Below are 13,486 nucleotides of genomic sequence, written 5' to 3'. Positions count from 1 at the left end.
GGCGAACAATTACACTTTAATGATACGGTCGATACGTCGCTGAGCTTGATTTAATGCCTGCTCTGCGGTCATTTGCCCCATCATCGCCATCTGCAAAAAGTCTCCCAGCACACTTTCTACTTCGGCCCAGTTTTGAATACGAGGGCGTGCTTTACCTGTGGTCAAAGCTTTCGCTTGTTGTGGGTACCAGCGGTACTGATCAACGACATCATCATCGAGGTAAACACTTTCACGCGTTGGTGGCATGCCAAAATCAAGCGCCAAGGATTTCTGGATTGCAGGACTAGTTGCAAACTGGAGGAAAGCTTCAGCTTCTTTCTGGTTTTTTGAGTCAGCCGGTACGGCCAACTGCCAAATACCCAACATAGGGGATGGGGCACCAACCTCTGCAGGTGGAGCCATGATTTCCATATCGCCCACAACGTCAGACATGTCTGGGTTATCAAGGTTTGGTACCCATGCCGGCCAGACTTCAATAGCCATAGCCGCGGTCCCCTTCTGCAGGGAATCACGTACTTCATCGGCGTTATAGACATCGACACCACGCGGGGCATATTGCTTCATAGCTAAGAAGGCTTCGAGTGCTTGCTTAGCCTCAGGAGTATTCAAGGTTGCCTTTCCATCAGCATCAACCACATCAGCACCATAGCCCCACAAAATTGGCAGGAAACCAGTCACTATCGGGTTACCCTTTACGCCACGGAATACCACACCACTAGTATCAGAAGCTTCATCAATTTTGGCTGCCGCTTGAAGCACATCAGACCACGATTTAGGTTCAGCCAAATCGTGAGATTCAAATGTCGCTCGGTTCCACGCAAACATCGCCACATTCCCGACCATTGGCATCGCATAGATATCACCAGAAGCATCTGGATAACGGCCAATGTCAAAAGGGGCTTGAACAAAGTCTTTATCGGCCACAGCATCTGATAATGGTGCCAACCAGTTGTTAGTCATAAACTCTGGCGCCCAAGTATCATCCATCAAGATAACATCGTAGTTACCTGTTTTTTCACGCATAGATAAAACAACACTTTCATACAGCCCATTACTCGGGCGTTGTACCAGCGTCACCTTCGCGTCAGGGTTGTCCTTTTTATATTCATCGACAATGTACTGCATGGCTTGACCGTAGCTACTATCGCGTCCTGCGATAACGAGCTCCCCGGCAATAGTAGTAAACGATGCTCCGATGATGGCTGTCGCCAATAATGTACGTTGCAACATGGAATGTGCTCCTTGTTCTCTTTCAACTAAACGGCGTGAATAGGTGTTTTTCATTAAAGTTTGCACGCGCGTGCAAATAATCTGTGAACAAAGTTAACGATTGAACATGTCACTTACATGAAGCAAAAGTGAAGGTTTTTATCCAGTAGACAGAGACAAAAACGGGAACCGATAAGGTTCCCGTTCTTCATTAAAAGTAGTCGTTTACTTTTGCGTTGGTAGCTCTGGCAGGTGCGTACCCGCATTACGCGGGAACAGCTTGTATTCACCGTGGTACTTCACAATTGATTTATAGTCTGTCACTTTGTATAGCAATAAGCCTTGCGTGTAAGCCAAGTCAATCAACACACGGACATCACCACGGACAAACAAAGACAACGGTTTTACCATCTCACCCGCTTCATCAAAAGCAGCAGCATGCTGTGCCGAGCAAACAACAAGTGAAGCCTGGCCATCAGTATGGTGGGTGACTTTACGGTTTACTTCATGTTCCGTCGTAACCAGCCAGTCTTGCTCCTCCAGCTGCTCATAAAATGCTGTCAGTTGAGCATCGCTCAGCGTGTTGGCGGTCTCTCCTTCATGAGGGATCCCCTCGTAGCAAGCTTTGATCTGTTCGAACTGGCTTTTAAGCTGAGCATTTTTACCCATACTGCGCGCCTGCTTTTGCCAAGCAATCAACGTCTTGGCAACGACATGATCATAACGCTGCTGCTTGATAACCTTGGTCACCCAAGCATTGAGATACAGAGTCTCACTCACTGGATTTTTTGGGGTTTTACCTGCTTGCTGAGATTCAACCAACTCTTGCAGACCCTGCGAAACAACCTTATAAATTTCTTGATAAAACGTAGCCATTGATAACCTTTATGCCTCTCGTGAAAGGAACCAATAAAACAAAGCTGAAAGCACAGCACAAGCTGCCATAGTCAGCGCCATCGGCCACGGCGTATTGTTATGCATTAAAGCGACCAGCCCGCCAACAACGGTACCTGTACCAAAACGCAATGTTCCTGCCAGCGACGACGCCGTACCCGCCATATGAGGATAGCGAGCAAGTAGACATGCCATGGTGTTACTGCCGATAATTGAGATGGTTCCGACAAATAGCATGACAGGGATCACTACCCCCCACAAGCCCAAGCCAAGTAGCTGACCACAAACCAAGCCAACACCGGCGATTAACTGCACAGTCAGGCCAAAACGTAGCATCCAATGTGAGCCTAGTTTTTTTACCAAGCGGCCATTAATGCTGGTCATCAAGATCAAACACACCACATTCAGACCAAACAACAGACCAAAGTACTGTGTGCTAACTTGGTAGATATCAATGTAGATAAATGAACCAACAGTTAAGAAGGTAAACATACCGGCAAACGAGAAGCCGCTACAGAAAACAAGGCCTACAGCCACAGGTGTTGTGAGCATTCTTGCATAGTTACGCAGCGTCGAGCCAAGATGAAATGGCAGGCGTTTATCCTTCGGCAGTGTCTCTGGAATTTTAGCCGTTACTGCCAAACAAATAATAATAGCTAACAGTGCCAACACCCAAAAAATCGAACGCCAGCCAAACCATACCGCCAAATATCCCCCCAACATCGGCGCAATCAACGGTGCGACGGTCATGACCAAGGTAATGAACGACATCATGCGAGCAAAGTCTTCTCGCTCAAACATATCCCGCACCAAAGCTTGGATAATCACTGCCGCAGCCGCACCGGCAAAACCTTGCGCCGCTCGGATCCACGTCAGCTCAATGATATCTGCGGAAACAGCGCAGAAAACAGCAGCTATGGCAAAGAAAATAATGCCGACAATCAAAATGGGTTTACGACCATAGCTATCTGCCAGTGGGCCATGTATCAGCTGGCCGACTGCAAAACCAGCGGTATAAGCTGTTAACGTTGCTTGTACCAAGCCTGGGTTTACCATTAAATCTTTGGCAATGGTTGGCATCGCCGGAAGATACATATCAATGGCCAGCGGTGTCAGCGCACCAATTGCCCCTAAAATTAGAATCAGTTGAATACTTAGTTTTTGGCTGTCTGTCGCAGTCATGTGCTCTCAGTTGTGCAGAAATAAAGTCAAAGACTTATATTGTACGTTGAATTGGCTGAACACACTCTTTCCTTCTGGGAAATAGTGCGTTTTCTATACTGTCATATTGCCAAAGAGGGAATGTATGGAGAGAAATATAAAAGGAGAGGGATCATTAGCATAATCCCTCTCCAATTACTCAAGTAAACACGTAGTTACTTGGTGAACGAAGCCACTTCTTCGGCCGTCAAGGCGCGGTATTCACCCGGTTCGAGATCTTCATCCAACGCTACGCTACCAATTTGCTCACGGTGCAGGGCTTCAACCTTGTTACCGACAGCGGCGAACATACGCTTCACCTGATGGTATTTACCTTCAGAGATGGTAATCAACGCCGCTTTTTCATCTAAGATTTCAAGCTTCGCAGGACGAGTAAGATCTTTCTCGCTGCGCAATTGCACACCCTCGGCAAACTGCTTGATTGTCTCTTCCGGAATAGGATCAGCCGTTTCCACGTAGTATACCTTTTCGCATACATGGCGAGGAGACGTGATACGGTGCGACCACTGTCCATCATCTGTTAGTAGTACCAACCCTGTCGTATCGCCATCCAAGCGACCAGCTACGTGCAGTTTTTCCGGGCTCACAACATCGAGCAAGACAAAAACAGTAGGATTGAAGTCATCCACATGGGAACAAACAAAGCCCGAAGGTTTGTTGAGCATGAAATATCGTGGACCATCAAAACGCAAAGAGCGGCCATCAAACTGAACGTCGCAATCATCGGTCACTTTCTGAGAACCGTTTTTTACGATGTCACCGTTCACTTCAATTTGTTTGTTTTTTAATAGCTTACCAGCTTCTTTACGGGTAATTCCAAGTGTCGTGCTAAGGAACTTATCAAGCCTCATTATTGGCTCCAGATGGTACAAAAGCGCGTATCATAGCAATTCTAAAAGGGTTAGGCATTACCCTCAGCGTGTAATGGACTAAAATAGAAGCATCTGAACAACGAAACCACAAAGTGCTCTACTTTGTGAAACAATGTTATTCCAAAAGTTCAGTGCAAAATCTCAGAACGTAACTAACCTCAAAGTCTCGAACTTTTTTCGATATATCTGTAAGAATCAATAAACGTATTCAGGCAATGGTTACGTATAACAAGTATCATCTACGCATTGGTTATACCGACTAACTGTGAAGGTTACGATATGAATATTTCACTTGTTGCGCCAAGTATTACATCAATGGATATGCTGCTTACATTAGTTGAGGAGCTTTTTGAGTATGAAGTACTGCCGAAAAAGAAAGAGCAAACTCAACAGGCTATACAGCACCTGTTAACAAATCCCGAGCTTGGCCAAGCTTGGTTTATCGAGTTGGACAACGATGGCGAAAAACTCATTGCTGGCCATATCATCATTAGCTATAGCTTTAGTTTGGAGCATGGTGGACGAGTCGGCCTGATCGACCAATTCTATCTCAAGCCGGAATGGCGACAGCAAGGGATCGGCACGGTGCTACTTCCGCAAATTGAAGCACATGCAGCTTCTGCTGGAGTTCACGCCCTTTCGCTTGAAGTTAACATCGGCAACAAAGGGGCAAGAAAATTCTATGAAAAACATGAGTTTGTACCACGACGTCAATTCTGCATGATGACCAAAATCATCACCGCAGAAGAAATACCGCTACACATAGCCTCTTAACCTATGGCCTGAAGACATCAACCCCCGCGGGCAGTTTACCCGCGGGTGTTTTCATTCTATCGCCCTACCTGTACACTTACACAGTATTTTCTACTTCCGGCTTTTCACCATTTATGTATACGCTCCGCCCATACCAGCAAGACAGTGTCAATGCGACCATCCATTACTTTAGAAAGAACACCTCTGCGGCCGTACTTGCCCTGCCCACAGGAGCAGGTAAAAGCCTGGTCGTAGCTGAACTTGCACGCATTGCCCGTGGACGTGTACTGGTGCTTACCCATGTCAAAGAGTTGGTCGAACAAAACCATAGCAAATATGAAAGTTATGGTCTCAAAGCCTCTATTTTTTCAGCAGGGCTTGGAAGAAAAGAGACCGATCGACAAGTCGTTTTTGCTTCAGTTCAATCAATGGCCAACAGCCTTGACCAATTTGCCAATGAGTTTTCATTATTAGTCATTGACGAATGCCACCGTGTGCCCGATGACGAGAACAGTGCCTACCGCCGGGTGATTTCACATGTACAAAAGATCAACCCCGGCATTAAGATCCTTGGTCTAACCGCGACGCCTTATCGCTTAGGTATGGGATGGATTTACAAATACCACACCCGAGGTCAGGTCCGTACTGAGGGAGACCGTTTCTTCAGGGACTGCATTTTTGAATTGCCAATCCGCTACCTGCTTGACGAGGGCTTCTTGACCGAACCCAAAATGATGGATATGGCCGTAATGGGATATGACTTCTCCCAGCTAAAACCCGGTAATAATGGCCGTTATAAAGAAGCTGATCTCGACAGTGTAATTGAACAGTCAGGTCGGGCAACGCCAATGATCATCGATCAGGTGATTGACTACGCTAAGGACCGTCGAGGAGTGATGATTTTTGCCTCTACCGTCAACCATGCCAAAGAGATCATGGGTTATCTTGGGGGTGAAAGTGCAGCTTTGGTCATTGGTGATACCCCCTTAGATGAACGGGATCGTATCATCGAGCAGTTCAAGAACCGTGAAATTAAATATTTGGTCAATGTATCAGTATTAACAACCGGCTTCGATGCCCCACACGTCGATCTTATCGCGATACTACGCCCGACAGAATCTATTAGTTTGTACCAACAAATCGTTGGCCGTGGACTGCGTCTATTCGAAGGCAAACAAGATTGCTTGGTACTAGAATATGCGGGTAACTGTTATGACCTTTACCAACCAGAGGTCGGCGATCCCAAACCGAACAGCGACAGTGAAGTCATTATGGTTCCCTGCCCTGCTTGCGGTTTCAAAAACAGCTTCTGGGGCAAGCTCGATCCTGCTGGTTTTCTGATCGAGCATTATGGTCGCCGCTGCCAAGGCTACTTCGAAGACGACGATACCGGCGAACGTGAAGAATGCGGATATCGTTTCCGTGCTAAATACTGCGAAGAGTGTGGCGCAGATAACGACATCGCCGCAAGACGCTGCAATGTCTGCGATGCGGTAATGGTTGACCCCGATAAGAAACTGCGTGACGCCCTAAAGCTCAAAGATGCGATGATCATGAACTGCCACGACCTCCGCTTTGAGCCAGGTAAAAACAAGTATGGCAAACCCCAACTTAAGGTCATTTACATCAGCGACGAAGGGGCAGAAATCAGTGAAGTATGGCCGTTGTCAACCAAAGTGCAAAAAGAGACGTTTACGAAAAAGTTCGTCAATCCGCACCTAGCCGATCGCCATCGTCCCTTTACCGATACAGCGCCGACCAAAGTAGCCAATAACGAGCACCGTTTCCGTCCGCCAGAAATTGTTATTGCCCGCAAGAGCGGACGTTTCTGGGCAATTCGCGATAAATTGTTCGATTTAGATCAATATCAAAAGTCCTAGCTATCATACGCTTACCCCGTACAACAACTTACCACTGGTTACATGTTTTTCATTGAGTTACACATCTCAATATAATCTTACAAACTAGATGGGAGATATCGCCTGATTGTTCAATTTTAAAACAAGCTTGAATGGCTCTGAATTATTCAACCATTACAATGTCCTGACTAATAACATCTAACAATGTATCAGGGACAAAACATTGAAATTTAATAAGGTTATTTTTCCACTCCTAGCAATCGCCACACCTTTAACTACCAATGCAATGACAGCGTTTGACACCCGCAGCGTTGGTATGGGAGGTACTGGTGTCGCCTCAGCGAACTATCTAACGTCTAGCTTTCACAACCCAGCCTTGAGTGCTGCTTATGGTGAACAAGACTCATTCGGCATGATCCTACCAATGATTGGTGCCCGAGTTCATGATGGTGACAGCGCAATAGATAAACTAGACCACTTCCAATACTTGGATGACAATCTTGGTGCAAACCCAAGCGAGGAAGCTCTTGAGCAGTGGCGAGAGGCGCTTCGTGATCTGGACAATGGTACGGTAAATGCGGAAGTGAACTTAGGGATGGTCTTCGCAATCCCAAACCGCTACCTAAGTACAAACTTTTTCGTTAAATCGCAAGTGTCAGTTATTGCGGCATTTGATATTGATGAAAATGACTTGGCATTAAACGACCCTTCAAACTCGGAACTAAATTCACGAGGGCAAGCCATTGGAGGCGCGACAGTCGATGTTGGTTTTACCTTTGGTCATGAATTTGAACTAAATGAAAAACCATTATTCCTTGGTGTTTCACCAAAGTATCAACGTATCTACGCCGTAAACTACATTGAATCAGTCGATGACTTTGATGATGATGACTTTGACTGGGCAGATGAATACATAGAAAAGTCGGCTTTCAATATTGATATTGGTGCGGCATACCAACTCAACGACAAAACAATGGTTGGCCTAACAGGTCGTAACCTTATCAAACATACTCTTGAAGCCAACCCTCAACATGGCATGGATGCTACGTACATTGTTAACCCTGAGTACGTAATGGGCATTGCACACGACCGTGGTTGGGTAAACTTGGCTGCGGATGTTGATCTAAACGCCAAAAAATACTTTAAAGAGTACGGTTACAAAACCCAGTATGCTCGTTTGGGGGCAGAGTTAGACGCTTGGGGCTGGGCACAAGTACGTATGGGGTATATGCATAGCATGACTGATTACGCAGATGATATGGCAACCCTTGGCTTGGGCTTCCGTCCATTTGGTCTACTGGGTATCGACTTAGGGGCTCAAATTGGTAAGGATGATAATTACGGCGTTTCTGCCCAAATGATGCTTACCTTTTAATCCATTATATTGGATAGCATAGTCATAAAAAGTCTAGCCAACATGGCTAGACTTTATCAACTAATAAGCCAATTAGAAGCTATAATCGAGGTTAATTCCCCAGTTACGGCCTGGTTGTGTACGGCGCGCGATACCTTCGGTCGATGCCGTAGCTCCTTCTAGGTCTTGATACTGCCAATACTTCTCATCAAACGCATTGAACAAACCTGCGCGCAGAGTTAGATCCTGCATTGGACGGTAGTAACCCGTTAGATCAACAACGGTATAGCTAGGTGCCTCTAGGTTGTCAGCCTCTTCCCAGTCGTCTTTTGCTGCTACAGCAGTAACAGTCAATGCACTACCCCAGTTTTCTGAAGGTGCATCGTAACCAACACCGACAACCGTCGTAAACGGTGCGATTGTATCAAGCGTGTCACCCGTTTCTTTATCTTCACCATCCAAGTAAGCCATCGACAAGCGAGCATAGGTTCCCATTGGCGCGCCAAAAGCTTCATCTAACCAAAGGCTACCTTTGAACTCGGCACCATAAATACGCGCTTTATCAATATTCTCATTGGTCGTTACATCGATACCGTTAACTTCCTCAGTCTTGGACTTAATGAAGTTGTCGTAGTCGTTGTAGAATGCTGCTAGCTCAAGGGCGCCAAGGCGATTGTTTGCACGCAGGCCAATTTCATAAGACTGACTCTCTTCCGGTTTCAGATTTGGGTTAGACACAATCTTATAACCATGTGCAGCATTATCTTTATCGTAATAAAGCTCATAGATTGTTGGTGAACGGAAGCCTTCACTATACTGGGCGTAAGTACTGAAATTATTATTCCAGTGATAAACTGCACCTAGTCGTGATGTCAACGCATCGCTGCTATGCTCCTCAAGGCCGGAGGATGAATCCGGTTTCGCCTTGTAATCGTCGTAGCGAAGGCCCGCAGTCACCACCAACTTCTCATCCATCAAGAACATCTGGTCCTGCACGAATACAGCCCACTTTTCCTCATCAGACTTAGGGACTTCTGTTGCACCTGGATTACTGATTCCTGTATCCAAGAAGTAATCCGTGTAATCCAGTTCAAACGACGCGTCTGATGCATCAATACCGTAGATCAACTCATGACGACTTGTTGCCAATTGCAGCTCTTTTTGCATTTGAACATTAAGCTGTAAACTTTCATCAGTACCAGAGCGGGCGCGGTTACGGTTGCCGTAGGTATCAGTATGATCGAAGTTATTATGCTCTGTTTCACTCTTAGACCAGTTAAGCTTCCACTCTAGTGAGTCAAAAGCAGCAATTCCGGCCAACCATTCATGTTCAAAACCAAGTCGTAAACGATCATCCTTATCATCACCTTTGACATTGGTATAAACAAAACCAGGCATGAAGCCGCCACCACCATCGTAACCTTCACGGCTCAGTGTGGTTACCTTCTGATCGCGAGTATAAAACTCACCGGTTAAGCCAACACGATGTTCCGCGTTAATTTGGTAAAATATCTTACCCAGCACATTATGCGATTCGAAGCTCAGTGGGTCTGCTGCACCACGTTCAGGACCTGTAATGTTAGCCCCATCACCATGGGTTTCAGTTTCATTACCATCGCGATAGGTGTAAATCAGCATGGTTTCAAGATCGCCAGTACGGTTAGCCACCTCTACCGTTGCTTTATATTCATCACTTGCGCTGGCATAACCCGTTTTTAAACCGACATGGGTATCGTCACCCGCCTCTAATAAATCCTCTGGGTTCTTGGTTCGCATCAATACGGTGCCACCAAGTGCATCACTACCGTAAAGTGTTGATGTTGGACCTTTATTGACCTCAATGGCTGTTAGCGTATCAACTTCAAACGTGTTGGCGTTTTTACGCATCACATCAGCGCCCGGATTGTAAGAGGCAGGTTGCTCTACCCCGTCAACCAGCACTTTCACTCGGCTACCACTCATACCACGAACGGTAATATCTTCCATGCCAAAACGACCTTGGCCATTTACCTGAACACCCGGCTCATATTTCAGCGCCTGCTTAGCATCTGTCGCTAAGTTCTGCTCGATATCATCCGAAGACACCTTGGAGACTGACGAAGGAATGTTTTTGATGCTTTGCTCTGAGCGGGTGCCCGAAACAACCACTTCATCAAAAACTGAATACTCTTCTTGTGCGTGTAGAGCCGGTGAAAGCGCAAGAACCACTGAACTTGCCAAAAAAGTAAGCTTGTAACTCATATTCCCTGCTTATTGATATTTTAGTTGGTAATGAACTGACAAGGATTATTGCAAATACAAACGATAATTACTATCATTATCAGTGGTATTTCAATATTAGCCACTCCAAGCGAGCAAAAAGCCAGCCTCCAGCAAGGGAGCATTGAGGCAGACGAAACCCTATCTCCATGCTCCGAAAAAGGAATAAACAGCTAACGTGGCCAGGCAGAGAACGAGATCGATCAAAGTTCGAAGCAAACAAACTTTATGTGGCTGTGTTGCACTCTGTTATTGCGGAGGTACTGGAGCAGAGTCTTCTTGGTGGGCTTATTGCTAAACCGGAAAAGCCATCACTCAATATAACTAGCACTGAAGAGACAGGGCTAATGGTGATGGCTTAAACCGATCTTCGGTTAATTAGAAAGTATATTGCGCCGCTAGACGGAAAGAGCGGCCAGGCTGATAAACCGATGTCCAAGGTGTACGGTAATTTTTGTCGAATGCATTGTTCACAGCGAAATCAAGCTTTAAACCTTCTAATTGACTTGTCGGCTCCCAGCTGACATAAAAATCCACCAACTCGTAGCCCTTATATGGCCCCTGTGAATCACTGGCAGGTGTACGCTTCTGATCACTGGCAAATATAGCGCGGGTTCCGACCTTAGTATCAATATCCCAGAAGCCATACTCCGCCTGTGCAACCCACTTGTCAGCAGGGATATTGCTCAGCCACTCATTGGTATCGGTATTTTTACCCCGCGTTTGGCCATATGATAAGCCTAACAGCAAGCTTTGGTAGCGATAATCGGCAGCAATTTCATAACCTTCAAGCTCTGCATTATCAATATTTGACGACTTGCTGGTACCCGCACATCCTGCACCAGAGCCACTCATCATGACACACTGCATAATATCGCCAAATTCAGGGACAACAACTTCCAAATTGATGAAGTCTTCAACTTTGTTTCGAAAAGCAGCCGCAGTAATCGTTAGCTCATCATCACCCAACAGCTGTTCGAAATTAAACTCACCGCGAATTTCAATATTCTGAGATTTCTCTGGCTTTAGTTCTGCATTTGGAGTGAAGCTATTTGTGACCTCACCCATGCCAGGAATAATTTCCCCGAATGAGAAATGCGTACCATCCATGTACAACTCTGTGGTATTAGGCGCACGGAACGCTTCATCATAACGAATAGACCAAGCCATCCAAGGTTGGGCTTGCCAACGAGCACCAACAGAAGGTGACCACGCCGACTCGTCATTGTCATCAAAACCATCAGCTTCAGAAGTAAAGGTATCGTAGCGGATACCTGCATCCAACATCACCGTCTCGAATACGTTGTAATTAACATAACCAAACGCTCCAACCGTGGTAGTTTTAGAGCCATCAGGAGGGGTGGGACGACTATCATCCGTAGAGATACGCGTTGCATTCAACTTATCTTCATAACCATCTAAGCCTGTGAATATTTTAAAATCACCGGCAACAGACTCATTCGTGACCGAGAAGCCCGTTGTTTTGATCTTACTTATATCATCTCCAACGCGACCGTCTGCAGACTCTTCTATTTCTGTATCATTATGAAACAATGCCACTTCAAGTTTAATGAGTTCATTGGCCGGATTAAATCCGTAATCCAATGCGACGGACTGATCTGTGGTGCGTCGCTTAATTAGCAGGTCAGGATCATTTAGTTGCCCGCTTGAATCGCCAACAACTGGTGGACGGCCATCAAGATCGGCATAACGAAAGTTAATTCCCGCTTTGTGAGCTTCATTGATTTGCCAATTAAGTTTGGCTAAGCCTGTCTTGTTTGTCGCTTCACTGCCATAAAGCTTGGTACCATCTCCCTGCTCCTTAATACCTGCATCTTGGTAGCTACCACCGATAAGCCAATCAATATTACCATTCTTGCTGGCTATTGCTGCGGTATTACTCCAAACATCCCCATTATCCTGGTACCCCACTCTCACACGTCCACCTAGACCATCATCATCGAGGATATCATCAGCAGTAAGAGTATTCTGAACGACAACACCACCAATTGCCCCGGAACCATAAAGGGAGCTGATCGGCCCTTTTACAACTTCGATATCACTGATAAGTGCCGGGTCAAGGAAATAAGAAGGACGGTGTCCATACTGAATATTCTGTCGTGTACCATCAATGATCTGAAGTACCTTGTTCCCCTGTAAACCTCGGATATTCACTGACTGGTTTCCAGGAACATTCGCACCAGCGACACTGACATTAGGTTCGAATTTCACAGCTTCAGCAACTGAATTGGGCTGGGCTTCATCTAATTGATCACGGTTAACGCGCTCAATAGAACGGGTTTTGTCCTGCTCCGTTTTCACCGCTCGTGATTCTGCCACTACAATTTCATCAAAAATAGATATGTCTTGCTGTGCATGCACAGCGGGAGAAAGTGCAACGACAACCGCGCTAGCAACCAATGTAAGCTTATTTTCCATAATCCCTGCTCAAAATAATTATCGATGTATCAACTAATTGGATACATTATACAAACGCAAACGATAATGACTATCATTATTATTGTGATTTGTATCGACATTCTTAAAACTCAAATAAGCTTTCCAAGCAGGAAAAAAATACCAATCGGTTAAAATACAGATAAACAAACATAAACTGTGTTTTTATCCTTGCTGCATCGCAGTATCGCTGCTAATATTCGCGCTCGTTTTTACGACATTGAGTAAGGTCGCATTACTCAGTGAATTTAATTTAAAAGAGTATTTAATATGAAATTTGAAGCAGTAGTACGTACTGACCTAGGTAAAGGTGCGAGCCGCCGCCTACGTCACGCAGGTAAATTCCCAGCAATCGTTTACGGTGGCGAAGCAGCTCCTGTATCTATCGAGTTGAACCACGACGAAGTGATCAACCAAATGGACAAGCCTGAGTTCTACGAAGGTCTAGTTCTAGTGATCGATGGTCAAGAAGTTGCTGTTAAGCCTCAAGACATCCAGCGTCACGCGTACAAGCCAAAAGTTGAGCACATGGACTTCAAACGCGCTTAATAGCCGTTGATTCATACTCAATAAAAAAAGCGCCCTAGGGCGCTTTTTTTTGTATCTGT

At 45.7% G+C, this 13,486-nt stretch carries 10 protein-coding genes; 4 read left to right on the top strand and 6 right to left on the bottom strand.

The features are described from left to right. Positions 1-9: 9 nt before the first annotated feature. The 4 genes from NHN17_RS11810 to rsuA form a co-directional block, all read right to left on the bottom strand. Positions 10-1,230 carry an extracellular solute-binding protein gene (locus NHN17_RS11810; protein ID WP_255042743.1) on the bottom strand — a complete coding sequence of 407 codons (1,221 nt, stop codon included), beginning with the start codon at positions 1,228-1,230 and terminating at the stop codon, positions 10-12. 204 nt (positions 1,231-1,434) lie between these two features. Further along, positions 1,435-2,085 carry a DUF2913 family protein gene (locus tag NHN17_RS11805; RefSeq protein ID WP_255042737.1) on the bottom strand — a complete coding sequence of 217 codons (651 nt, stop codon included), beginning with the start codon at positions 2,083-2,085 and terminating at the stop codon, positions 1,435-1,437. A 9-nt stretch (positions 2,086-2,094) separates the two neighbouring features. After that, positions 2,095-3,285: a Bcr/CflA family multidrug efflux MFS transporter gene (locus NHN17_RS11800; RefSeq protein WP_255042736.1), complete on the bottom strand. Its 1,191-nt coding sequence runs from the start codon at positions 3,283-3,285 to the stop codon at positions 2,095-2,097. A gap of 194 nt (positions 3,286-3,479) precedes the next feature. Further along, a complete protein-coding gene (gene rsuA / locus NHN17_RS11795) occupies positions 3,480-4,175 on the bottom strand; it encodes a 16S rRNA pseudouridine(516) synthase RsuA (RefSeq protein WP_255042735.1) in 696 nt (231 codons plus the stop codon). A gap of 300 nt (positions 4,176-4,475) precedes the next feature. Between rsuA and NHN17_RS11790 the strand changes: the two genes are divergently transcribed. The 3 genes from NHN17_RS11790 (at position 4,476) to NHN17_RS11780 (ending at position 8,183) form a co-directional block, all read left to right on the top strand. After that, positions 4,476-4,970, top strand: coding sequence for a GNAT family N-acetyltransferase (locus NHN17_RS11790; RefSeq protein WP_255042733.1), 495 nt, complete (start codon positions 4,476-4,478; stop codon positions 4,968-4,970). Between the two features lie 113 nt (positions 4,971-5,083). Further along, complete coding sequence (radD, locus tag NHN17_RS11785) at positions 5,084-6,829, top strand: DNA repair helicase RadD (RefSeq protein WP_255042732.1); 1,746 nt, start codon at positions 5,084-5,086, stop codon at positions 6,827-6,829. A 202-nt stretch (positions 6,830-7,031) separates the two neighbouring features. Beyond that, entirely contained in the window at positions 7,032-8,183 is a 1,152-nt protein-coding gene (locus NHN17_RS11780) for a conjugal transfer protein TraF (protein WP_255042731.1), read from the top strand. 72 nt (positions 8,184-8,255) lie between these two features. Here the strand turns inward: NHN17_RS11780 and NHN17_RS11775 are convergent, their stop codons facing one another. After that, positions 8,256-10,403, bottom strand: coding sequence for a TonB-dependent hemoglobin/transferrin/lactoferrin family receptor (locus tag NHN17_RS11775; RefSeq protein ID WP_255042730.1), 2,148 nt, complete (start codon positions 10,401-10,403; stop codon positions 8,256-8,258). Positions 10,404-10,799: 396 nt separating this feature from the next. Next, the gene (locus NHN17_RS11770) at positions 10,800-12,860 is read right to left on the bottom strand and encodes a TonB-dependent hemoglobin/transferrin/lactoferrin family receptor (RefSeq protein ID WP_255042729.1); all 2,061 of its coding nucleotides are present in this window, start codon (positions 12,858-12,860) and stop codon (positions 10,800-10,802) included. 288 nt (positions 12,861-13,148) lie between these two features. Here NHN17_RS11770 and rplY point away from each other — a divergent pair, with 288 nt between their 5' ends. Next, complete coding sequence (gene rplY, locus NHN17_RS11765) at positions 13,149-13,427, top strand: 50S ribosomal protein L25 (RefSeq protein ID WP_255042728.1); 279 nt, start codon at positions 13,149-13,151, stop codon at positions 13,425-13,427. The last annotated feature ends 59 nt before the right edge of the window (positions 13,428-13,486 follow it).

Origin of the sequence: Photobacterium pectinilyticum (assembly GCF_024357955.1) — a bacterium.
GTDB classification, from domain to species: Bacteria; Pseudomonadota; Gammaproteobacteria; order Enterobacterales; family Vibrionaceae; genus Photobacterium; species Photobacterium pectinilyticum.
Note: the sequence above shows the minus strand (reverse complement) of the source record. Positions and strands in the feature narration are given on the sequence as shown.